We start from the raw sequence: 24,471 nt of genomic DNA, 5'->3' as shown, positions 1-24,471 counted from the left end.
TGGGCGCTTGCGTTTTTTAATGGAGGCGACAATAAAGTGGACAGAATATATTTAGATCATGCTGCGACTTCACCGATGCATCCGAATGTGATCGATAGAATGATGACAGTCATGAGCCATGACTTTGGTAATCCGTCGAGCATTCATGCTTTCGGGCGGGAGGCTCGCCATGTTTTAGATGAGGCGCGTTCGAGTATTGCAAAAAGCATCGGTGCCGGGCGGAATGAAATCATTTTCACGAGCGGCGGAACCGAGGCGGATAATACGGCGATCATTGGTGTTGCGAATGCTTATGAAGAAAAAGGAAAGCACATCATAACGACGGAGATCGAGCATCATGCGGTTTTGCATACATGCCAATTCCTTGAGAAGTCTGGCTTTGAAATCACATATTTACCTGTGAATGAAGCGGGGCTTATTTCCATTGCCGATTTAAAGGCGGCATTGCGGGACGATACGATTTTGGTTTCGGTCATGTTCGGCAATAACGAGGTCGGAACGATCCAGCCGATTGCTGAAATTGGACAATTGCTCAAAGGTCATCAAGCCATTTTCCACACGGACGCCGTTCAGGCATATGGTTTGATCTCCATAGATGTTCGTGAATTGGGTGTGGATTTGCTGAGTGTAACAGCGCATAAAATCAACGGTCCCAAAGGAATCGGCTTTCTATATATACGTGAAGGCTTGAAGCTGAATCCGCATTTATATGGCGGGGAACAAGAACGCAAACGCCGAGCGGGTACGGAGAGTGTGCCGGCCATTGCCGGTTTTTCAGAAGCTGTTTTAATTGCACAAAGCATGATGGAAAAGAAAACGGAGCAATACAAGCAATATAAAGACGTATTGCTTGCCGTCCTTGATGGGGCGGATGTACAATATGAAATTAACGGATCAATGGAACAGTCGCTGCCACATGTGCTGAATATTAGTTTCCCGGGTACGAATGTGGAATCGATGCTCGTTAATATGGACTTGGCAGGTGTTGCGGTATCGAGCGGATCCGCTTGTACAGCAGGGTCAATCGATCCGTCGCATGTGCTTGTGGCGATGTTCGGGAAAGATTCGGAGAGGACGAAGAATTCGATTCGTTTCAGCTTCGGTTTGAACAACACGGAAGAGGAAGTCAGGCATGCAGCTGAAACCACCGTGAAAATCGTTAAAAGATTAGTTGGAAGATAATTCCTTCTTTAAATAAATGAGGTGACAGAATGAATAAAGCACCACAAGATACACGCGTCGTCGTGGGTATGTCAGGAGGCGTGGATTCTTCTGTGTCAGCCCTGCTATTGAAGAATCAAGGCTATGATGTGGTCGGGATATTCATGAAGAACTGGGATGATACAGATGAAAACGGAGTCTGTACGGCAACGGAAGATTACAATGATGTAATTGCCGTTTGTAATCAAATCGGCATCCCTTATTACGCGGTCAATTTCGAAAAGCAATATTGGGATAAAGTATTCACTTATTTTTTGGATGAGTATAAAGCGGGCCGCACCCCGAATCCGGATGTAATGTGCAATAAGGAAATCAAATTCAAGGCATTTTTAGAGCATGCGGTAAGCCTTGGTGCCGATTATGTGGCTACAGGCCATTACGCACAGGTTGAATACCGGGATGGCGAATACAAGATGCTTCGCGGTATTGATAATAATAAGGATCAAACCTACTTCTTGAACCAGCTTACTCAAGAACAATTGGAAAAAGTCATGTTTCCGCTTGGGCACATTGATAAGAAGGAAGTCCGAGAGATTGCGAAAGAAGCGGGTCTTGCTACGGCAGCGAAAAAAGATTCAACAGGCATCTGTTTTATCGGTGAACGCAATTTCAAAGAGTTTTTAAGCAATTACCTACCAGCACAGCCCGGTGATATGGTCACGATGGATGGAAAGGTCATGGGCAAGCATGACGGATTGATGTATTACACGATCGGTCAGCGTCACGGTCTAGGGATTGGCGGCAGCGGCGAACCTTGGTTTGTTGCGGGAAAAGACTTGAAGCGCAATCTGTTATATGTGTGTCAAGGCTTTGATAATGATGTGCTGTATTCCAATTCCCTTCGTGCAGTGAATGTCAGCTGGGTAGCGGAACATATACCTGCTGGTGAATTTACATGTACGGCAAAGTTCAGGTACCGTCAAGAGGATAGCGGTGTTAAGGTGAAGGTTCTGGAAAATGGTGATGTCGAAGTCATCTTTGACGAGCCAGTCCGCGCGATCACACCTGGACAGGCAGTCGTATTCTATGATGGAGAAGTGTGCCTGGGTGGCGGTACGATTGATGAAGTATTTAAAAAAGGTGAAAAACTGACTTACGTAGGGTAAAATAAGCATGTCCCCAGCTGTGTTTGCGGTTGGGGACTTCTTTTGGATTAAGGGTGTGCTGTCTGAATTCGACCGATGGCTTATGCTATACTTTTTAATATGAAAAATGGAGTGTGAAATGATCATGGATAAGAATCAACAAGGAATTGAGTTTATGCAGCAAGGAAAATACGAAGAAGCGGCGAAAGTTTTTAATGAGGCGATCGAGGAAAATCCGAATGAGCCTGTTGCCTACATAAACTTTGGGAATGTACTGACTGCCGTGGGTGAAACGGATAAAGCGGTCAAGTTTTACAAAAAGGCGATTGAGCTGGATGAAAATGCAGCGGCGGCTTACTATTCATTAGGAAACTTATACTATGAAACCGATACTAAATTAATCGAAGCGAAGGATATGTTTGAAAAGGCTATTCGTTTGGGACTGGAGAACAGCGATGCTTACTTTATGCTTGGATTGACATTGATGGCGTTAGATCAACCTAAATTGGCGATGCCTTATTTACAGAGAACGGTGGAGCTGAGCCCTGAGGACGTTGATGCGAGATTCCAATATGCGCTATGTCTTGCCAATGCGGAATTATATGATGAATTGATCAATCAACTGAATTTAGTCGTGGAACAGGATCCAGGCCATGCCGATGCTTATTATAATTTAGGTGTTGCGTTTGCCGGGTATCGTGAGGATGCGCAGGCGGCGATGGCTTATTTTGATAAAGCTTTGGAAGCACAGCCTGACCATATGCTTGCTGCACACGGTAAGAAACTGATGGAAGAAATGAATGCTGAGTAAATAGACTGCATATGCATGGAAAGGTGGGGAGAAGCGTTGAGCCAGCAAGATTCATTGGATTTGTTTTCAGAAGAGAAAATGTTCATGAAAGGAAGTCATTTAGTGACGATCTTTCATAATGAAGAAAATATGTACTCGGTTGTAAGAATTCGTGTGCATGAAACGAATCTGAATTATGAAGAGAAGGAAGCTGTCGTGACAGGTTACTTTCCAAGGATGCATGAGGATGAGATCTATATTTTTTATGGGGCGATGAAGGAACATCCGCGTTTTGGCCTTCAATTTCATGTAGAGCATTTTCGCAAGGATTTGCCCCAATCAAAAGAAGGCATCGTCAGTTATTTATCCGGTGACCTGTTCAAAGGCATTGGGAAAAAAACAGCCGAGAGCATTGTTGATACACTAGGGGAAAAGGCAATTTCCAAAATTCTGGCTCAGCCTTCGTTACTTGATGATATCCCGAAGCTATCCGGGGAAAAGGCAAAGGGCCTCTATGATACATTAGTCGAGCATCAAGGTCTGGAGCAGGTAATGATCGCCCTGAATCAATATGGCTTCGGTCCGCAGCTGTCGATGAAGATTTATCAATTGTATAAACAGGATACGATCACGATGGTTCAGGGAAATCCATATAAGCTCGTAGAGGATATTGAAGGGATCGGTTTTGGACGGGCGGATGAGCTTGGGCATCAGCTTGGCATTTCCGGCAGCCATCCCGACCGAATCAAGGCTGCGTGCTTGTATACACTTGAATCACAATGCCTTCAGGATGGAAATATCTACATAGAAGCCGAGCAGCTTTTGGAAGCGGTCAAACGATTGCTTGAGGAAAATAAACGGGATCGCATAGAGTTCACGAACATTTCCTCGGAAATAATCGAATTGACGGAAGAGAGAAAAATCGTTGTCGAGGATCAACGAATTTATCCGCCTTCACTTTACTATTCTGAAAAGGGAATTGTTACGAACATCAAGCGGCTGCTCGCACAAACCGAGTATGAAGACCAGTTCCCGGAATCGGAATTTTTACTGGCCCTTGGGAAGCTGGAAGAGCGTCTAAATGTTTCTTATGCCTCAGCTCAAAAAGAGGCGATACAAACAGCCCTGCAGTCGCCCATGTTGATCTTGACGGGGGGACCCGGTACTGGGAAGACGACGGTAATCAAAGGGATTGTTGAGCTATATGCAGAGCTGCATGGTGTATCCATGGACATTAATGATTATAAAAAAGAGGGAAGCGATCCATTTCCATTCGTTCTTGCGGCTCCTACTGGCCGTGCAGCGAAACGAATGGCCGAATCGACTGGACTCCCCGCTGTTACGATCCACCGTTTGCTGGGGTGGAACGGGAGTGAAGGCTTTTCCCATGATGAGGATAATCAGTTGGATGGCCGGATCGTGATTATCGATGAGGTTTCCATGGTGGATACATGGCTGGCCAATCAATTGTTTAAGGCTTTGCCGGAAAATGTCCAAGTGATATTGGTAGGTGATGAAGATCAACTGCCATCGGTTGGCCCTGGGCAGGTTTTAAAGGATTTGCTTGCGTCGAATTGTGTGCCTACTGTCAGTCTGGAACATATTTATCGTCAAGCTGATGGCTCATCGATCATTGAATTAGCCCATGGTATCAAAAAAGGAAAGCTTCCGGATGATGTGACGAAGCAGCAAGAAGATCGATCGTTCATTCGCTGCCAGACCGGGCAAATCGCTCAAGTAATCGAAAAAGTGGTTGCGAATGCGAGGACGAAGGGTTTCACGGCCAGGGATATACAGGTGCTGGCTCCCATGTATAGAGGGCCTGCCGGGATTGATGCACTGAATAAAATGCTTCAGGAAGTGTTCAATAGCAATGCGGATGAAAAGCGGCGGGAAATTAAATTCGGAGACGTGATATACAGAACGGGAGATAAGGTGCTTCAACTGGTGAACCAGCCAGAGGAGGGTGTCTTTAACGGCGATATGGGTGAAATCGTGTCCATATTGTTCGCTAAGGAAAATACCGATCATGTCGATAAAGTAATCATATCGTTCGAGGGAATCGAAGTGACATACACGAAACAGGACTTGAACCAGATTACACATGCGTATTGCTGCTCTATCCATAAGTCGCAGGGAAGCGAGTTTCCCATTGTCATTTTACCTGTAGTGAGAAGTTATTATCGGATGCTCCGCCGTAATTTATTGTATACGGCGATTACCCGCAGTAAAAATTTCTTGATCCTTTGCGGTGAAGAAGATGCATTCCGTCTAGGGATTGAGCGTAATGATGAGATGCGCCGGAAAACGACTTTGCGTGAAAAGCTGCGGGAGATTTTGAGTGAAGAAGATATTCCGGTGGAAAAGGGAGAGGTGCAAGAGCGTGAGGCAAGTTATCTTGAAATCTTCACGAATGCTGACCCGATGATCGGGATGGAGGATGTCACGCCTTATGATTTTATGTAGCTGATGATCAATGTTTGGTTCTTCATTTTGATAAATTTTGTTTGAAATTCATAGTTTTGGTGGAACTAATATAGAATATAACTTATATGAATGTGAAAGAGCAGGGGGGATTTAGATGAAAAAAGGTTGGATAATCGGAATAGTCGTTGTCGTTTTACTTGTCATTTATGGGGCATCTTCTTACAACGGTCTTGTAAGCGCAAATGAAGACGTAGACAATAAGTGGTCACAGGTGGATAACCAATTGAAACGAAGAGCGGATTTGATTCCGAATCTTGTCGAAACGGTGAAGGGTTATGCTTCGCATGAAACGGAAGCCATTAAAGCGGTGAGTGATGCACGCTCGAAGTTGGCAGGTGCCAATTCGACTAAAGATGCTATTGATGCGAACCAAGAATTGAGCGGGGCTTTAAGCCGTCTTTTGGTGGTTGTCGAGAACTATCCGGATCTAAAGGCCAATGAAAACTTCAAGGGTCTCATGGATAGTTTGGAGGGGACGGAAAATCGCTTGTCGGTAGCACGGAAAGACTATAATGATGAAGTTACCAACTATAATAAGACGATTAAACGTTTTCCAAAGAATATGATGGCAGGCGCGTTCGGGTTCGATGCCAAACCATATTTTGAAGTGACCGATCAAGAAAAAGAAACGCCAAAGGTTGATTTCGGGAGCGATAAATAATGAAAAGACTCGCTGTGTTTGCGCTATTTTTCATTCTCACGTTCAGTTTAGCAAACGTAGTCGCAGCACAACCTAAAATTCCTGAACCAGTTGGGGATATATATGTCCAGGACTTTGCCGGAGTCCTGGATGATCAGGAAAAATCCGAACTCATCGAGCTTGGGAAACGGTTGGATGATGCCACAAAAGCACAAATTTCCGTTTTGACGGTGGATTCGTTGGAAGGATCTGAGATTGAAGAGTACTCGGTACAGGCATTTAGGTCATTCAAGCTTGGTGATGCAAAACTGAACAATGGAGTACTCATCGTTCTGGCCAAGAAAGAACGGAAAATCCGTATTGAAGTGGGGTACGGTTTGGAAGGTGCCATTACCGACATAAGATCGGGACAGATTTTGGACAATGTGGCTATCCCCGAGCTGAAGGCGGGTAATTCCGACCTTGCCCTGACTGAAACCTATAAGGCCGTATATAACGATGTCACGAAAGAATATAACTTAGGTGACGAGTTTCATCAAGATCTATCCGTTCAGCCCGAGTCAGAAACTTTTCGGCCATCAGGTTTACAGATTTTTCTCATTATCATCGTTGTCATCATCGTATTCATCATCGATGCCAAGTTCTTTAAAGGGTTTTTCCTTCAAATATTACTCAATATCCTCTTGATGTTCATCAGTCGCGGAGGTGGCGGTGGCCGTGGAGGCGGCAGCGGTCCACGGGACGGCGGCGGCGGAAGTTCCGGCGGCGGCGGTTCCAGCAGAGGATGGTAAGGTGGATCTGACCGGGAAACCGGTCTTTTTTTTATGCCCGCTCACTGGATATCGGTAAGGTCGAGCAACAATGGAAAACCTTTCAGCACATCTATTTTCATGATGAAAGAGATAATAAAAATGTTCGGAAAGGCGGGATGACCTTGCGGACGTTTTCTTTATTGAAAGGGATGCCGATTTTTACAACCAAAGGAGAAAGAATCGGCACGGTCCACGATTTATCGATATCTGAATCGGGTCAGGTAACAGGCTTGGTCATTCATCAACAGGCATTGTTCAAAAGAGCTTTTCATTTAAAACTGGACGAAATATCTTCTTTCGGTCCAGATGGGATCTTCATCGTCCATCAGGATTCAGCCCTAGGGAAAGTGCCTGCGGATTCCATGTGCTTAACGAAGGATGAATTATTGGGACGCATGCTTTTTTCAGAAATGGGTGAGGAGCTTGGTTTACTGCAGGATGTATATTTCAGGGAAAAAATGGGCACGATTATAGCGTATGAAACAACGGATGGGTTTTTCTCGGAGTCGACAGTGATAGAATCAAAACAGCCGCCTGCATTTGGGAAGGATACCATCATTGTTTCAGTTTATGAACAGTGAGGTGTCCATTTTGGAAATGAAATGTCCGAATTGCCGCAGTAAAGATGTTGGGAAGATTGGCGTTAATCAATATTATTGTTGGAATTGCTTTATTGAAATGACCTTATCCGAAGGGATCATTAATACGCACCAGGTCGAGGAAGATGGAAGTTTAAGCTCTTTGGACGACTTGTTTGATGAAAATGACCGCCGCTTCAGTATGTAATTAACGGAAGAGGTGTTTGCAATGGCTAGACGTTCACGCAATAATCTAATGAATATGGGTTCGGACTTGATGAACTCGAAGATGATCAAACGGAATATGAAGAAAATACGCAAAAGATTAAAATCATTATTATAATCTGAATGGGTGTCCTGATAATGAGGGCACTCTTTTTTATGTATGAAAACCTTCCGCCTTTCGAAGAATAAATGAGCGGGAGGTGTTTAATTATGAGTATTCGTTTAAAGTGGTTTTATCGCCTGGGTTTTTTATTGCTCTTATTTTTCGTTATCTATATTTTTATGAAACTTAAGCCCATGTGGGGACCTGTCGTTACTGTTTGTGTGACGGTACTGCTGCCTTTTTTGGTTGGTGCGTTCATCAGTTATTTGCTGCACCCGGTAGTGGAATATTTAAATGAGAAAGGGATGCGTCGCTGGCTTTCGATTACGATCATCTATTTGCTGTTTTTCGGAGGGGCTGGTTTTGCGGTTTATAAAGGCATTCCTGTAATGGTCAGTCAGGTTCGAGAGCTCTCGGAAAGCGTACCGGAACTGGTTGAACAGTACAGGAGCCGGATAGATAAACTTAATCATCAAACGGCGGCCTGGCCGTTCGGAATTCATGAAAGATTCGAAGAAGGTGTCATCCTTTTTGAAGCCTGGCTGAAGCGTATGCCCGAAAAGGCAATGGAGTATGCAATGAAGATGATTGATTTCATCTTACTGATTGCGTTGATTCCATTCATTGCTTTTTATATCCTGAAAGATTTCACAGCATTAAAAAAAATGGCATGGTATATGACACCGAAAAAATGGCGAAAGCAGGGACGGGCATTCGTTCGTGATGTGGATGCGTCACTTGGAGGCTATATCCGCGGTCAAATCATCGTCTGTGCCGTGATCGGTTTAATTTCCTCGCTGCTTTTCTGGGTAGTCGGAATGCAATATCCGCTGCTTTTGGGGGCGATAATCGGGATAACGAATGTCATTCCCTATTTCGGTCCCATAATCGGGGCCATTCCTGCAGTGATTATCGCCGCGACAATTTCAGTGAAAATGGTATTGATCATTGCGGTCATCGTGCTTGCACTCCAATTCCTTGAGGGGAATATCTTGTCGCCGCTAATAGTCGGTAAAAGCCTCCATATGCATCCGCTGTTCATCATGCTTGCATTATTGGCCGGTGGGGAAATAGGCGGGATCGCGGGCATGGTCCTTTCGATTCCCATTTTGGCAGTGTTGAAAGTTTTTGTTCTGCACGCCCGCGTTCACTTTAGAAAGAAGCCGTCCCTTGTTGACAAATAAAAGTCTTGTGAATATAATCCATTACATAAGATAATTCGTTGAAGGATGAAGTATGCTGAAGTCCATCTAAAAGAGAGGGGTCCCCTAGGCTGAAAGGGACTGCAAGGTGAAGAGCAGCAGAAAGCTAGTCCTGAGAGCAGCTAATACCTGCCGTCATGCCGCGTTAAGGCTTTTATGAAGGTGATGGACATGGGATTTCCCTGCGTCCATAATCAGGGTGGTACCGCGAGTCAACTCTCGTCCCTGTTTTTGGGATGGGAGTTTTTTGTGTGCTCAAAATTACATAATTTTAAAAGGAGGATATATATATGAAGTATTTAACTGGTGCTCAAATCCGCCAAATGTATTTAGATTTTTTTAGTGAAAAAGGCCATAACATCGAACCAAGTGCGTCATTGGTTCCCCATGAAGATCCATCACTGCTTTGGATAAATTCAGGTGTCGCTACTTTAAAGAAATATTTTGATGGACGGGTGATTCCTGAAAATCCAAGGATTACAAATGCACAGAAGGCAATCCGTACAAACGATATTGAAAACGTGGGGAAAACTGCACGTCATCATACGTTTTTCGAAATGCTCGGTAACTTTTCCATTGGTGAATACTTCAAAGAAGAAGCCATCACATGGGCATGGGAGTTTTTGACGGATGAAAAATGGATTGGGTTCGACAAAGAGAAATTGGCTGTGACAATCCATCCAGAAGATGATGAAGCATTCGAACTCTGGAATAAAAAAATCGGTGTTCCTGCTGAAAGAATCATTCGTCTGGAAGAAAACTTCTGGGATATCGGTGAGGGTCCAAGTGGCCCGAATACAGAGATTTTCTATGACCGCGGACCAGCATACGGCGATGATCCGAATGACCCGGAACTATATCCAGGCGGGGAAAATGAACGTCATCTAGAAGTCTGGAATCTTGTGTTTTCTCAATTCAACCATAATCCTGACGGCTCTTACACACCTCTTCCAAAGAAAAATATCGATACGGGCATGGGACTTGAACGTATGGCTTCCGTCGTTCAAGATGTGGCGACGAACTATGATACGGATTTATTCATGCCAATCATCCGGGCAGTCGAAGAAATCTCCGATGTGAAATATGGTGTCGATGCAGAAAAAGATGTTGCATTCAAAGTCATTGCCGACCATATTCGTACGGTAGCCTTTGCGGTAGGTGACGGGGCTCTTCCATCCAACGAAGGACGCGGTTATGTATTACGCCGTTTGCTTCGCAGAGCGGTTCGTTATGCTAAGCAAATCAACATCAATCGTCCATTCATGTTCGAGCTTGTGACGGTCGTTGGCGAAATCATGAAAGACTTCTACCCTGAAGTCCTCAAGAATAAAGAGTTCATTGCAAAAGTTATCAAGAATGAAGAGGAACGCTTCCATGAAACTCTAAATGATGGACTGTCCATCCTTTCTGAAGTCATAAAAAAGGAAAAGGAAAAAGGCGGTACGACCATTCCGGGCAGTGATGCATTCCGTTTATATGACACATATGGTTTCCCGATCGAGTTAACGGAGGAATATGCAGAAGAAGAAGGCATGACGGTCGATCAAGCTGGATTTGAAAAAGAAATGGATGCACAGCGCGAACGTGCCCGTTCAGCGCGTCAAGATGTTGATTCCATGCAAATCCAAGGCGGGGTATTAGGAGATATTAAAGTTGAAAGTGAGTTTGTCGGCTATGATCAAGTTGCGGTCGAAGCCAAAGTTTCTGCCATCATTAAAAATGGCGAGCTTGTAACGGAGGCACAAGAAGGTGAGGAAGTTCAGGTAATACTGAACAAGACTCCTTTCTACGCGGAAAGCGGGGGTCAAATAGCTGATAAAGGAACGATGGCTAATGAATCCGTTAAGTTGGATGTCCATGATGTTCAAAAAGCTCCAAATGGCCAAAATCTGCACCGTGTAACTGTAGCTGCCGGCACTTTAATGTCAGGTTCCGAAATCGTTGCTTCGGTAAATCATGAAAATCGCATCCATATCACGAAAAATCATACAGCGACACATCTTCTGCATCAGGCGTTGAAAGATGTGCTAGGTACACATGTCAATCAGGCAGGTTCACTCGTACAAGCTGAGCGCCTTCGCTTCGATTTCTCTCATTTTGGCCAGATAACGGCGGAAGAGATTGAGCGGATCGAAACGATTGTAAATGAAAAGATTTGGCAAAGCCTTCAAGTGAACACTGATTATAAAAACATTGAAGAAGCCAAGGCGATGGGCGCAATGGCCCTGTTCGGCGAAAAATACGGCAAGATTGTCCGTGTCGTGCAAATAGGCGATTATAGTCTTGAACTTTGCGGTGGCGTTCACGTCCCGAATACCGCGGTAATCGGCTTGTTCAAAATCGTTTCAGAAAGCGGAATCGGTGCGGGAACTCGCCGGATAGAAGCGGTAACGGGTGCAGGAGCATACAAATTGATGACTGATCAAATTGGTGTCTTGAAAGACGCGGCTGCTAAATTGAAAACGAACTTAAAAGATGTACCTTCAAGAATTGAAACGGTATTGGCTGAAGTGAAGGATCTTCATCGTGAGAATGAAAGCCTTACTGCAAAATTAAGTAATATTGAAGCAGGAAGCCTTGTCTCTAACGTAAAAGACATAAATGGGGTTCAAGTATTGGTGGCGAAGGTTCAAGCTACCGACATGAATAATCTTCGTGCCATGGCGGATGATTTGAAACAAAAGCTCGATTCTGTCATTATCGTATTAGGATCGGCTCAAGGTGATAAAGTCAATTTGATTGCCGGAGTTACGAAGGATTATATCGATCGCGGTTTCCATGCTGGTAAATTGATCAAAGAAGTTGCTTCACGTTGCGGCGGAGGCGGTGGCGGACGTCCAGATATGGCCCAAGCCGGCGGAAAAGACCCAGAAAAATTGGATGCAGCACTTAATTTTGTTGAAGAATGGGTCTTATCGATTTCATAATCAATGGAAAGTGTTGTACAATGTAGATATTAGTGGATTCTGGACGCTGAGGAGAGGTGCATGTTAATGAGTTCCTTTGATAAAACGATGAAATTTAATTTTCCCGAAGAACCATTCGAAAGAGATGTACAAGAAGTATTGTCTCAAGTGTATGTTGCACTTCAGGAAAAAGGTTATAACCCGATCAACCAGATTGTCGGTTATCTATTATCTGGTGACCCGGCCTATATCCCGCGCCATATGGATGCTCGAAACATTATTCGTAAGCTTGAACGCGATGAAATCATCGAAGAATTGGTTAAGTCGTATCTTAAGAACCATCGAGAGGAATACTAATGCGCACAATGGGACTTGATTTAGGTTCAAAAACCATCGGCGTTGCCGTGAGTGACGCGATGGGGTGGACTGCACAAGGATTGGAAACGATCAAAATTAACGAAGCTGGTAATGACTTCGGCTTTAAACGTCTCAATGAAATAATAAAAGAGCATGAAATTTCTAAAATTGTCCTAGGTTTACCTAAAAATATGAATGGAACCGTTGGACCGCGAGGCGAGATCAGTCAAGATTTCGCCAAACGATTAGAAAAAAAATTCAAGCTGCCTGTGTTTCTCTGGGATGAACGGTTGACAACTATGGCGGCTGAACGTGTCCTTCTTGAGGCGGACGTGAGCCGAAGCAAACGCAAGAAAGTCATTGATAAAATGGCAGCTGTCATGATTCTGCAAGGTTTCTTGGACAGACAAACAAATTCAATATGAGGTGGAATACAAATGGAACACGGCGAAAACAACATTACAGTAGTAGATGAAAACGGAAACGAGCAGCTTTGCGAAATCCTTTTCACATTCGACTCAGATAAATTCAACAAATCTTATGTACTTTATTATCCGATGTCTGCAGAAGATGAAGAGGAAGAAATTGAAATCCACGCTTCATCATTCGTACCAAGCGAAGATAATAAAGATGGTGAACTTACACCGATCGAAACCGAAGAAGAATGGGATCTGGTCGAAGAAATGTTAAATACATTCCTTGACCAAGAAGAAGCTGAAGAAGAATAAGATTAGAAAAAACCGACCTCGATCAGGTCGGTTTTTTTCATTTATGTACCAGCAATTTATCTTTTCTCTACGAATAAAAGAATAAAAGTAGCGAGCGGACCCAAAAATAATGATAGCAAGAACCAATTCAACGCTGTTCTATTTTTACCTTGAGCAAGTCCGGCGTTTATGAGTGCCAATGTCCCCCACCCTACAAAATAAGAATTATCCAACTCCTTCACACCTTTCTTCAGCTTATAATTAATAATAGCATTCCTTCATGCGTATTCCAGTCATTGCTTGAAATTCCTTACACATGCAAGGGGAAAAAATTGAGGGCGTTTTTAAGCTAAAGAGAAAAGATGTCACCATTTTCCTAGTGAATTACATCTGTATATTGACAAAACTAGTGCATTTTTGCCATAAATAGAGTAATAATGAATGTAGTTTTGCAAAAACCATGTAATTATTTGTTGATTTTAGTATAATGTTCGAAGCAAAGTTTAATTAAAGAAAGCATCACCTAGAAACCATTCTGTAGTTGGTGTGAGTTTGCAGGGGGAATGAAAATGGATGAAAAAGATAAAAATCTATCTAAAAAGGAACATATCCAAATGAAATTGTTAGAACGGCAAGGAGAAGCCAAGCTGGTACGTAAAATCATCATGATTACTATAGCTTCGCTTATTTTATTAATTGGGATAGTTGGTCTTGTGGGCTTTTTATATATCAACTCAGCCATGAAACCAGTCGATCCTGATGATGACACCATCAAAAAAGTGAAAATCCCAATCGGATCTTCCGTGAACGGAATTTCAACACTGCTTGAAGAGCAGGGAATAATCAAGGACGCACGGGTATTCAAATATTATATTAAATTTCGGAATGAATCCGGTTTTCAGGCAGGTGAGTATAAATTGTCACCTTCCATGCCAATTGAAGATATTGTCACAAGCATCAAAACCGGGAAACTCATGAAAGAAGCTGCATTGAAGATAACGATTCCTGAAGGAAAGCAGCTTATCCAGATTGCCGATATCATTGCGGTGAAGACGGATGAAGATCCGAAAAAGGTCTTTAAGGAATTGAATGATAAGAAATTCGTTAAGTCCATGCAAAAGAAATTTCCGGAGCTCTTGACGTCGGAAATTGAAAATAAAAAGATTTTATATCCGCTTGAAGGGTACCTTTTCCCAGCTACATATGACTTTTATGAGAAAAAGCCGACATTGGAAACCATAGTCACTGAGATGCTGAAGAAAACGGAAGAGACATTGCAGGCATACGAGCCCCAGATGGACAAAAGCGATTATTCCGTACACCAGATGCTGACTTTCGCTTCGCTTGTCGAAGAAGAAGCTACGGCAAAAGTTGATCGTGGAAAGATAGCTTCCGTCTTTTATAATCGGATGAAGGAAGGTATGCCGCTTCAAACGGATCCGACCGTTCTGTATGCAAAAGGTTCACATAAGAGTAAGGTGTACTACAAAGACCTTGAGGTGAAGTCCCCGTATAATACGTATAAGAACAAGGGGCTGCCGCCAGGACCGATTGCCAATGCCGGAAAGACCTCGATTGATGCGGTTTTGAAACCTCAGAAAACGGATTTCCTATACTTTTTGGCAACACCTGAAGGGGAAGTCCTTTACTCCAAAACTTTGGATGACCATAATAACAAAAAGGCAGAGCATATTTCCAATAAATAAATAAAAAAATTGCAAAGCGACTGAGGGGGGAGAGATATTACTTTCCCCTTGTTTTTATGATAGAATAGTACAAGTGAATTTTAGATCCGATTTTTATCGGTGACGTAACTCGGCGAATGCCGGGTTTTATTTTGAAAGATAAGGAAATGTAGATCGTCAAGCATACTTGTTTCAGCTCCTTGTGAAAAATTGTAGGCATTTGAAGATGAAATCTTTTTTGACCGATCAATTTCTTCATGTACTGACCAAGCGCTTTCGTTTTTCTTATAATTGGAGGAAACGTTTTGAACGGAAAAATAGAACAATATCTTCATTCCTTAATTCCGGAGCGTACGGGTTTGATTAAGGAGTTGGAAGATTTTGCAATGGAAAATAGTGTGCCGATCATGGAGCCGGAGGGTATTGAGGTGCTGCTTCAGATTTTAAGGCTTCATCAGCCTAAGGCGATTCTGGAGGTAGGTTCGGCCATTGGCTATTCGGCCATAAGGATGGCTGAGACCCTTCCGGAGGCTCAAATCGTTACACTTGAACGAAATGAAGCCCGTATTGAGCAGGCAAGAACAAACTTCGAGAAGGCTGGACTGTCCAAAAGGATTACCCTCATTGAAGGTGATGCCCTTGAAGCGGGACCGAAAGTCATGGAACATGGTCCGTTTGATATCATCTTCGTTGATGCAGCTAAAGGGCAGTACAAGCGATTCTTTGAACTATTTGAACCAATGCTTGCAGATGCTGGCATTATCATTACGGATAATGTTTTATTTAAAGGATTGGTTGCCGAAAATATTGAAGAAATGGAAATGACGAGACGAAAGCGAGCTCTCATCAAAAAAATCAGAGACTTTAACATCTGGTTACATGACCATCCTCATTTCGATACCGTAATTTTGCCGATTGGTGATGGTGTGGCCATAAGTAAACATAGAGGTGACAAAAATGAAAAAACCTGAATTACTCGTGACTCCAACAAGTGTCAGTCATATAACAGAACTCATCGATGCAGGAGCAGACGCCTTCGTCATTGGCGAACAACGTTATGCCCTTAGGCTGGCAGGGGAGTTCAAACGTGAGGATGTCAAGAAGGCGATTGAGCTTGCACATGCCGCAGGCAAGAAAGTGTACGTGTCAATGAACGCCATTTTCCATAATGAAAAAGTGGACGAGCTTGAAGAGTATGTCACATTCCTTAAAGAGACTGGTGCTGACCGGATCATATTCGGTGATCCGGCAGTCTTAATGGCTGTCCGTGCAGCGGCACCTGATATGCCCCTGCACTGGAATACAGAGATGACGGTAACGAACTGGTACACATGTAATTATTGGGGAAAACGCGGTGCTGTCCGTGCCGTGGCTGCCCGTGAAATAAGCCTGGACGAGATAGTGGAAATGAAGGAAAATGCCGAAGTGGAGATTGAAGTGCAAGTGCACGGCATGACGTGTATGTTCCAATCCAAGCGTACGCTTCTGGGGAATTACTTTGAATATCAAGGCAAGGCATTGGAAGTGGAAAATCGGAAGGAACATCGAAATATGTTCTTGCATGATAAGGAACGTGAAAATAAATACCCGATTTATGAAGATGAAAATGGTACACATATCATGAGTCCGAATGATATGTGCATGATTGATGAACTTCAGGAATTGATTGAAGCGGAAATTGATTCCTTGAAAATCGAAGGGTTATTACAAACACCGGGATATATCATCGAGATGACAAAGTTATATCGGGAAGCGATTGACGTATGTGCAGATGACCCTGACCGTTATGATGATATGAAATCGGAACTATTTGAAAAGGTCAAAGCGGTTCAGCCGGATAGTCGTGAGTTGGATACAGGATTCTTCTTTAAAGAATCGGTTTATTAAAGAAAAGGGTAAGAGAAAGAGGAGGAATAGCCTTGAATGCTATTGCTGATAAAATTTCCAAGATCGTTGATGGAAAGAGAGTCATTGTAAAAAAACCGGAATTGCTGGCTCCGGCTGGCAACCTGGAAAAATTAAAAATCGCCGTCCATTACGGCGCGGATGCCGTATTCATTGGCGGGCAGGAATATGGTCTTCGTTCCAATGCAGGCAACTTCACGTTTGAGGAAATGAAGGAAGGCGTCGAATTCGCTAAAAAGTATGGTGCTAAAGTATATGTAACAACAAATATCTTTGCACATAATGAAAATATCGATGGTCTTGATGAATACCTGGAAGGTCTTCAGGAGGCTGGTGTTCATGGAATCATCGTCGCCGATCCATTAATCATCGAAACTTGTAAACGGGTCGCTCCTAACGTAGAAATCCATTTAAGCACACAGCAATCGCTGTCGAACTGGAAGGCTGTTCAGTACTGGAAAGAGGAAGGCCTGGAGCGGGTTGTTTTGGCACGTGAGACGAGTGCTGATGAAATCCGTGAAATGAAGGAGAAGGTCGATATCGAAATCGAGGCTTTCGTTCACGGGGCCATGTGCATTGCCTATTCTGGACGCTGCACCCTTTCGAACCATATGACGGCGCGTGATTCGAACCGTGGCGGCTGCTGTCAGTCATGCCGTTGGGATTACGATTTATATGAGTTGGATCAAGATGGGGAAAAGGCTCTATTCGATAAAGAAGATGCTCCATTCGCAATGAGTCCAAAAGACCTGAAGCTTATTGAATCCTTGCCAGGCATGATTGAAATTGGCATTGATAGCTTGAAAGTCGAAGGAAGAATGAAGTCCATTCATTATATTGCTACAGTTGTCAGTGTCTATCGTAAAGTGATTGATGCGTATTGTGCCGATCCGGACAATTTCAAGATTAAAAAAGAATGGCTCGAGGAGCTTGATAAGTGTGCGAACCGTGAGACGGCATCTTCGTTCATGGAAGGGGAAATTCCTGGGTATAAACAGCAAATGTTCGGGAATCATACCGTAAAGACTCGCTTCGACTTCGCGGGATTGGTGCTTGAATATAACGAGGAAACTCAAATCGCCACCATGCAGCAACGTAACTTCTTCAAGCCTGGAGATGAAGTGGAGTTTTTTGGACCGGAAATCGAAAACTTCACTCAAAAAATCGGTACGATCTGGGATGAGTCAGGTAAGGAGCTGGAGGCAGCTCGCCATCCGCTTCAAATTGTCCGCATTCAAGTAGATAATCGAGTATATGTGAACAATATGATGCGGAAGGAGAATTGACATGACAAGGAAAAAACCAGTGGTCATCGGAGTTACCGGAGGGTCAGGATCAGGTAAAACAAGTGTTACCCGTTCCATTTTTGAATTCTTTCAAGGACATTCGATCTTGATGATCGAACAAGATTATTACTATAAAGATCAAAGTCATTTGCCTTTTGAAGAACGGTTGAAAACGAATTATGATCACCCTCTGGCATTTGATAATGATTTGTTAATCGATCACATTAACGCATTGCTGCGCTATGAAACGATAGAAAAACCAGTTTATGATTATTCGATCCATACACGTTCAGAAGAAGTCATCACAGTTGAGCCCCAGGATGTCATCATCCTTGAAGGGATTCTTGTGCTGGAGGATGAGCGCCTCCGGGATCTGATGGATATGAAACTGTATGTTGATACTGACGCAGACTTGCGGATACTCCGTCGGATGACCCGTGATATTAAAGAACGCGGCCGTTCCATAGATTCCGTCATCGATCAATACATCAGTGTCGTTCGCCCGATGCATAATCAGTTCATAGAACCGACGAAGCGTTATGCCGATATCATCATTCCAGAAGGCGGTCAAAACCATGTGGCGATTGACCTTATGGTGACAAAAATAAGGGACATACTTGAAACATCATTGCTGTAACAACGTTTTAACAAAAATAATACCTGAAAATTGAATAGCAGCCCACTCTTTGCCCACCAAGTAAAGGATGTGGGCTGCAAAATCATTAACTTGCATAATTGATTTTATTTGTTTATTTATCTTTACTTATATGAGTGTATACGTTTAATGTAGCTTTTATAGATGGTGTCCGACCCTTAATTGTATTCCTGGAACTGTTTCTTCGTTTTCTAATAATAAGGCCGTATGAGTGTGCCTGAGGCCGTGTGGAGTGATTTTTGGAACTCCTGCTTTTTTAAATAGTATTTAGTTGATACCCGAAATTCGAGCTGGGTCAGGTTTGTCCGGTTTATCGGAAAAGATAAAATTAAAATCCTTATAAACATTTCCATTTTTCATCCTATATTACCTTCTCCAGTTTAAATGTATTTCTCTCTTGGTAATTTTGCCTCCACTATTTAATTTTTCAACTGAACATTTCCTACTCTTTTATTGATCACTTTTATGCTTATATTGTGGATTAATCGACGAGGGGTCCCTTCGAATATCTTCATTACATTAATTAAATTTACTTACTTCTGGATTTTGTTTATAAAGGCTTTCTTATAAGGATATAGAAAAAACCCGAATAATAAGGGGACTTTTTTTACGTGTCCATTATTCGAGGATAGTACAAGACCGGAGGGGAGCTTTTCTTAATTCGTGTTCAAGGATTGAAAGGTGAATTTCTTTTTGAAAGGAGAATAAATGAATAGTAATTGGGAAATTATTCATTAAAAACAGGTATCTGCTCAGTTTATAAGTTTATTATATGATTGAAAGGTTGCTCCCACTGCAATAAATGAACCAATATGGAATAAAGCAGTGCCTCCTAGTGTAAACAACCTCCCTATTCAATTTGCGAAATGTCGTTATATTATTGCCTCCAACATAGACTTTAATATGATTATACAGGCAAGATTTACTGTTGATGAAAATTGGGATAAACGTAGTTTTGTAAGAAAATCACTTCTCTTTTTAGGGATTCGGTAATTGAAATTAAAGACTCCATATCCTGCTGTAATGAATTGATCTGTTTTTCCATTTTTCTTACTTTTCTACTTTGTTCCTTTGCTTCTTTTTCTGCTTGTTTCTCTAATAAAGTGGATTGTTCAATTTCAAGTGCAACACCTCCTGATTCAACCAAATCTCCAATGGTAACGATTATAGCTCCGACCAATGCTAATATAAATCCAGCATTAGACTCAGATTCTGCTTCTGATTTTGATTTTGATGTATTTTTTGAGTTGTCAGTTACTCCTTCTTCAACTTCTTCAACTTCTTCAACTTCTTCTTCAATTTGCGTAACTTCTTGGGCCTCTAATGCAATTCCCAAAATAGTGAGAATGTTTCCTATGTTTACAATCATCGAACCAAAAAAACTAATCTTATCCCCAGCATGAACAGGTAAGGAATACAATATATTATTTTCCTCAGGTCTTTGGTCCAAAGCTTCTCACCCTCTTGGTTGTGAATTTATTTTTTCAATTAAACACATTGTAATGTCAGTTAATGAGTCCTGAATCACTAAAAATTGGGAAATTTCCTCTTTAATATCATTTTCTTTTAATTCTGTGGGTACAACATTTTCTACCCTGGATATTAAACTATTTAGACAATCTAATATATCATGGAATGTTTTGATTAATAATTCATGTTCCGTTACTAAGATATATGGGGGGGAAATGGTCTCAAGAGATTGTAAACTGCTTTGACTTACACTTATCGCATTTTTTATATCTAAACAATATTGATTATGATCAGAAATGATTCCATTCGAATAAATAGGATAAATCATATTAGATACATATACTAAATTCCCTCCAACGAGATGGAGAGTTTGACCGTATTGCTTGAAACTTTTTCTCATTAGAATCCCCCCTCGATTAACCGAAAGACTTTGGGCTTATTACTTAAATAATGTATGTGAAAGTAAATAAAATGGTTCAATATAAAAGTAATGTTGGTAAATAATTAGACCTGTTAGAAAATCGATTTTCTCTCTTTTTTGTCAGCACAACATACGCCCGCTGGTTAAAGTGAATTAGGTGGTATAAAAAAGGTGATAATATTAATGTCCCATGAAATCCACATCAAAATGCGAACTTGTCCATCAGTTTATTCACAATTCCATTAAAGTTCATGCATGGTTAACCCCGCTTTTCACCTTCATTGCAATTTCTATGAGCGCTTTGTTGCCGATTCCTATTCCCTGTATACCTGTGAATGCTATTTTGTAGGATAATCAATACCTTATTACACTGTTTAATAATCTTCCAGAATTCCTGTATGGTTTCAGCTTTTTCGCAGAAGGAACTTACAGGTTCTATAAATACATCTAGAACCCAATGGGCTGTGTAATTTGCTTGTTTTACAGAATTTTCTCGAGAATTATCTACATAAGAGAATTGAGCAATGGCTTTACGTTTATTTTTCTAAGGCTGGACACTTTCACAGGGGTCTTGCGGGACATTTCATCTTTCAAAGGTTGAATAATGATGGCATTGGCTGTCAGCATCATATCCTTTTTCTCTTCTTTGGTACTTTTCGGATCATGCCGAGGTCTTCAAGTTTTTTCATTAAACCAGTGCCTGTTTTATATGAAACTCCCAGGTTAAAAGCAATCGTATTTTTACACATGTAGCTCACACCGATTTGCTTGCAGCTGTGGCGTTTTAAAACTTCCGGCGAAGTCAATTAGTCTATCCTGTACGTCAGCACGCTTAAGACGCACGTATAGTGTCTCTATAAGTAAGCACGTACTGCTTTATTCATTACCTCTCTTTCTGTCAAAGGTGATAGGTTTTTATTTGATTCTTCATTGGATATTACATGGATTCGTTTCTTCATTAATATAATGTCTCTTGCTTGGAAACAAAAAAGCAACGGTCACCTAATAATCATGGCAAACATCACTTTTGCACGCTGTGCTCTTTTGTATTTGGGGGAATGGTCTGCCCACCTATTGCCCACCGATTATCAATTCATATCCATAATCGTCTGAAAAGAAGAGGTAATTGGTGTTCATGAAACTTTGATGTATTGCATCTTGATTTAGATGGAATACTACCCCTTATCCCATATAACGTTTGACCTTATGGTGACAAAAATTCAAACAATCCTTGAACAAAAGTCTTTTTTGTAATAACATAGCATAAATAATGATATGTGCCATTTTCCTCCGTTTTTTAAAAAAATCCCATTTATTTATTGGGAAAGACTGGACAAATGTTGGAAAACGCAATACTCTATTCTTGATACAGAACGAACCGGCTGCTCACCGCAGTCGGTTTATATACTAAGGAACGGATGTTTCTTAGTATCAATGCGCGTACTTTTTTATTCGCGCAATTATATATTTTGACTCGAGTATTAGGGTTAAGCACTTATAGTACATAAACTTGTCACAGCGAATGCTTGCTGTAAAGAATTAGAAGGAGTGAAGGGTTTTGGCAATTGAAAAAGAGTATCCAATGACTAAAGAAGGAAAGTTAAAGCTTGAACAGGAACTGGAACAATTAAAAACGGTTAAACGTAAAGAAGTGGTGGAGAGAATTAAAATCGCCCGCAGTTTTGGGGATCTTTCCGAAAACTCGGAGTACGATTCCGCAAAAGAAGAGCAGGCATTCGTTGAAGGACGAATTACAACAATCGAAAACATGATCCGTAATGCTAAAATCATTGAAGGCAATGATTCGAATACAGATACAGTTTCACTTGGGAAGTCGGTAACATTCGTAGAACTCCCAAATGGTGACGAAGAAACATACTCCATCGTAGGAAGTGTTGAAGCTGACCCATTCGAAGGGAAAATTTCCAATGATTCTCCAATCGCGAAAAGCCTAATAGGGAAAAGGGTCGGCGACAAGGTATCGATCATGACACCTGGCGGCGAAATGAGCGTCAAGATTGTTTCCATCAGCTAAATACGGCTTAAGAGGGTGTCCATAGGGGCATCCTCTTTTTTATCGGAAAAATGAATTGATAAATTTGTTCATAATTGTTTAAAAATTCGCACCTCGTCAACAATGGTTACGAGGTGTATTTTATGAAAAAGAAACGAATGAGGTTGCTGGCTATTTTATTGACCACTTTCATGCTGATGCTCATAGGAAGGCTCGCCTACATCCAACTTGTATCGACAGAATCTTTTTCAAAGCATGATGTGAACCTAATAGAAGCAAGTGTGAATCAGCGTTCACAGATATTAAAGATTGATGATGGGCGTGGAAAGTTTTATGACAGAAATGGGGAACCACTTGCACATGAAGAGATCCCGACGCTCGTCCTATTTCCATTTTTGAAAAAAATGACATGGCCTATAGATGAAATTGCCTCGATAATAGGCAGATCGGAAACGGAGTTGAAACGGGCAATTGAACAAGCGGATGAACCATTTGTATTTGGCGGAGATGAACCGATAGAGTTGACGCCCAGCCAATCGAAGGCAATCAATCAATTGAAGATTCCCGGGGTCTTTGCCGTGAACGAGAAATTATATCACGATCAAACCCCTGCAGCGCAATTGATCGGCACGACGAATATATCAGATGCGGAAAAGAAAAAACGTTATCCCGACCTGAATTTATCTCCTGAAACGAAAATCGGCAATACGGGACTGCAAAGGACCTTTGATGAGTTCTTGCTTTCCGCTGGGGAATCGAAGCTCGTTTTTCACGTGGATGCCAGCGGAGGCCCAATGTTCGGTGTCGATGTTAAATATGTGGAACCAGCGAATCCCCTCTACCCAGTCAAGGTCATAACGACCATTGATAAAGAGATTCAGGAAAAAGCGGAGAAGCTCGTCGATGAACGCGGGATAAAAAAAGGCGGTCTCGTACTGATCGATATCGAAAAAAGTGAAATCGTTGCAATGGTATCACGCCCGGCGCTTAATATAAAAGATCCGAATGGCGAAGGGGCCGTCAATATGATGCTGACTCAAAAAACGCCAGGTTCCGTCTTTAAAACGGTCACGGCAGCAGCGGCCATCGATTATGAAGCGGCTAGTCCTACCAGGACATTTAATTGTAATTTAACGATTGACGGGAAAACGGATAAACAGAGGGAACTGGGCATGCTTAATTTTGAAAATAGCTTTGCCCAAAGCTGTAACAGGACGTTTGCCGAATTGTCACAGGAAATTTCTAAGAAGAATCCTGACTTTTTGGATAAATACGCAAAAATGCTAGGGTTGATTGGCGAAACGGGCTGGCAAGGGGATGTTTATCACACGAAAGTTACCCAGTTGCATCATGAACAAACCGGGAAGGTCTGGCATGATGACGGCTTAAAAAAGGACCCCAAAATGATTGCCAAAACAGCAATTGGCCAGCAGGATGTCCAGACGACACCGCTCGCTATAGCGAATATGATGGCAACGATTGCCCGCGGTGGCAAGAAGGAACAGGTCAAAGCCGTTTCTAGGGTCGAATTTAACAATAGTACGACCGTAGTCGATTTCCCCGGTCAAAGTATTGGCGGTGAGACACTTTCCCCATATACAACGATGAAAATGCAGTATCTTCTGAGGAAGGTCGTAACGGAAGAAAAAGGGACGGGTGCTTCCTTGAAAGATTTGCCTGTGGAGGTAGCTGGCAAGTCTGGTACAGCTCAGACGAATATTGAAAAAGGGGAGCTCAATAAATGGTTTGCAGGCTACTTTCCATATAAAAATCCCAAATATGCTCTAGTTACCGTAAGTTTTGAAACGAAGGAAAACAGTTCCAGCATGACGCCTCTTTTTTCAGATATTGTAAAAGTCTTGTACTCCAAGGACCAGGACAATAGCGAGAATTGACGAAAAGTGTAGGAAACCCTTCCCTTC

At 42.2% G+C, this 24,471-nt stretch carries 22 protein-coding genes; 20 read left to right on the top strand and 2 right to left on the bottom strand.

Translation table 11 applies throughout. From position 1 onward, the window contains the following. Nucleotides 1-36: 36 nt before the first annotated feature. The 18 genes from UP17_RS17065 to udk all read left to right on the top strand — a co-directional run bounded on the left by UP17_RS17065 (nucleotide 37) and on the right by udk (nucleotide 18,626). Nucleotides 37-1,182 carry a cysteine desulfurase family protein gene (locus UP17_RS17065; protein WP_061464164.1) on the top strand — a complete coding sequence of 382 codons (1,146 nt, stop codon included), beginning with the start codon at nucleotides 37-39 and terminating at the stop codon, nucleotides 1,180-1,182. A 29-nt stretch (nucleotides 1,183-1,211) separates the two neighbouring features. Continuing rightward, nucleotides 1,212-2,327: a tRNA 2-thiouridine(34) synthase MnmA gene (gene mnmA / locus UP17_RS17060; protein ID WP_061464163.1), complete on the top strand. Its 1,116-nt coding sequence runs from the start codon at nucleotides 1,212-1,214 to the stop codon at nucleotides 2,325-2,327. A gap of 124 nt (nucleotides 2,328-2,451) precedes the next feature. After that, the gene (locus UP17_RS17055) at nucleotides 2,452-3,117 is read left to right on the top strand and encodes a tetratricopeptide repeat protein (RefSeq protein ID WP_061466152.1); all 666 of its coding nucleotides are present in this window, start codon (nucleotides 2,452-2,454) and stop codon (nucleotides 3,115-3,117) included. Nucleotides 3,118-3,153: 36 nt separating this feature from the next. Next, entirely contained in the window at nucleotides 3,154-5,562 is a 2,409-nt protein-coding gene (recD2, locus tag UP17_RS17050; protein WP_061464162.1) for an SF1B family DNA helicase RecD2, read from the top strand. Nucleotides 5,563-5,677: 115 nt separating this feature from the next. Continuing rightward, nucleotides 5,678-6,244, top strand: coding sequence for a LemA family protein (locus UP17_RS17045; protein WP_061464161.1), 567 nt, complete (start codon nucleotides 5,678-5,680; stop codon nucleotides 6,242-6,244). Continuing rightward, entirely contained in the window at nucleotides 6,244-7,014 is a 771-nt protein-coding gene (locus UP17_RS17040) for a TPM domain-containing protein (protein ID WP_061464160.1), read from the top strand. Before UP17_RS17045 ends, UP17_RS17040 begins: the two co-directional genes overlap by 1 nt. 143 nt (nucleotides 7,015-7,157) lie before the next feature. Beyond that, nucleotides 7,158-7,616: a PRC-barrel domain-containing protein gene (locus UP17_RS17035; protein WP_061464159.1), complete on the top strand. Its 459-nt coding sequence runs from the start codon at nucleotides 7,158-7,160 to the stop codon at nucleotides 7,614-7,616. A 16-nt stretch (nucleotides 7,617-7,632) separates the two neighbouring features. Then, nucleotides 7,633-7,821 (top strand): hypothetical protein, encoded by a 189-nt coding sequence (locus tag UP17_RS17030; RefSeq protein ID WP_089361771.1) that lies wholly within the window; start codon nucleotides 7,633-7,635, stop codon nucleotides 7,819-7,821. 227 nt (nucleotides 7,822-8,048) lie between these two features. Further along, nucleotides 8,049-9,125, top strand: coding sequence for an AI-2E family transporter (locus UP17_RS17025; RefSeq protein WP_061464158.1), 1,077 nt, complete (start codon nucleotides 8,049-8,051; stop codon nucleotides 9,123-9,125). 308 nt (nucleotides 9,126-9,433) lie between these two features. Continuing rightward, nucleotides 9,434-12,070 carry an alanine--tRNA ligase gene (alaS, locus tag UP17_RS17020; RefSeq protein WP_061464157.1) on the top strand — a complete coding sequence of 879 codons (2,637 nt, stop codon included), beginning with the start codon at nucleotides 9,434-9,436 and terminating at the stop codon, nucleotides 12,068-12,070. Between the two features lie 66 nt (nucleotides 12,071-12,136). Beyond that, entirely contained in the window at nucleotides 12,137-12,406 is a 270-nt protein-coding gene (locus tag UP17_RS17015; protein WP_034311358.1) for an IreB family regulatory phosphoprotein, read from the top strand. Further along, entirely contained in the window at nucleotides 12,406-12,831 is a 426-nt protein-coding gene (ruvX, locus tag UP17_RS17010; protein ID WP_061464156.1) for a Holliday junction resolvase RuvX, read from the top strand. The genes UP17_RS17015 and ruvX overlap by 1 nt, the downstream gene beginning before the upstream one ends. Before the next feature lie 12 nt (nucleotides 12,832-12,843). Then, entirely contained in the window at nucleotides 12,844-13,134 is a 291-nt protein-coding gene (locus tag UP17_RS17005; protein WP_034308630.1) for a DUF1292 domain-containing protein, read from the top strand. Nucleotides 13,135-13,682: 548 nt separating this feature from the next. Next, entirely contained in the window at nucleotides 13,683-14,819 is a 1,137-nt protein-coding gene (gene mltG / locus UP17_RS17000; protein WP_061464155.1) for an endolytic transglycosylase MltG, read from the top strand. Between the two features lie 284 nt (nucleotides 14,820-15,103). Next, the gene (locus UP17_RS16990; RefSeq protein ID WP_081108864.1) at nucleotides 15,104-15,769 is read left to right on the top strand and encodes an O-methyltransferase; all 666 of its coding nucleotides are present in this window, start codon (nucleotides 15,104-15,106) and stop codon (nucleotides 15,767-15,769) included. After that, the gene (locus UP17_RS16985) at nucleotides 15,756-16,685 is read left to right on the top strand and encodes a peptidase U32 family protein (RefSeq protein ID WP_061464152.1); all 930 of its coding nucleotides are present in this window, start codon (nucleotides 15,756-15,758) and stop codon (nucleotides 16,683-16,685) included. The genes UP17_RS16990 and UP17_RS16985 overlap by 14 nt, the downstream gene beginning before the upstream one ends. A gap of 32 nt (nucleotides 16,686-16,717) precedes the next feature. Continuing rightward, nucleotides 16,718-17,989, top strand: coding sequence for a peptidase U32 family protein (locus UP17_RS16980; RefSeq protein WP_061464151.1), 1,272 nt, complete (start codon nucleotides 16,718-16,720; stop codon nucleotides 17,987-17,989). Between the two features lies 1 nt (nucleotide 17,990). Next, nucleotides 17,991-18,626 (top strand): uridine kinase, encoded by a 636-nt coding sequence (gene udk, locus UP17_RS16975; RefSeq protein WP_061464150.1) that lies wholly within the window; start codon nucleotides 17,991-17,993, stop codon nucleotides 18,624-18,626. 940 nt (nucleotides 18,627-19,566) lie between these two features. Here udk and UP17_RS16970 read toward each other — a convergent pair. Together UP17_RS16970 and UP17_RS16965 are read right to left on the bottom strand one after the other, a co-directional pair. Next, nucleotides 19,567-20,094 (bottom strand): hypothetical protein, encoded by a 528-nt coding sequence (locus UP17_RS16970; protein ID WP_061464149.1) that lies wholly within the window; start codon nucleotides 20,092-20,094, stop codon nucleotides 19,567-19,569. Nucleotides 20,095-20,100: 6 nt separating this feature from the next. Then, the gene (locus UP17_RS16965; RefSeq protein ID WP_061464148.1) at nucleotides 20,101-20,514 is read right to left on the bottom strand and encodes a hypothetical protein; all 414 of its coding nucleotides are present in this window, start codon (nucleotides 20,512-20,514) and stop codon (nucleotides 20,101-20,103) included. Nucleotides 20,515-22,093: 1,579 nt separating this feature from the next. On the opposite strand from UP17_RS16965, the gene greA reads away from it, so the two are divergent. Then, nucleotides 22,094-22,570 carry a transcription elongation factor GreA gene (gene greA, locus UP17_RS16955; RefSeq protein ID WP_056528546.1) on the top strand — a complete coding sequence of 159 codons (477 nt, stop codon included), beginning with the start codon at nucleotides 22,094-22,096 and terminating at the stop codon, nucleotides 22,568-22,570. 122 nt (nucleotides 22,571-22,692) lie between these two features. Then, nucleotides 22,693-24,444 carry a peptidoglycan D,D-transpeptidase FtsI family protein gene (locus UP17_RS16950; protein WP_061464146.1) on the top strand — a complete coding sequence of 584 codons (1,752 nt, stop codon included), beginning with the start codon at nucleotides 22,693-22,695 and terminating at the stop codon, nucleotides 24,442-24,444. Nucleotides 24,445-24,471: the final 27 nt, after the last annotated feature.

It is taken from the genome of Peribacillus simplex, assembly GCF_001578185.1.
Taxonomy (GTDB): Bacteria; Bacillota; Bacilli; order Bacillales; family DSM-1321; genus Peribacillus; species Peribacillus simplex_A.
The sequence above is the reverse complement of the archived record's forward strand: the minus strand, read 5'-3'. Positions and strand labels throughout refer to the sequence as shown.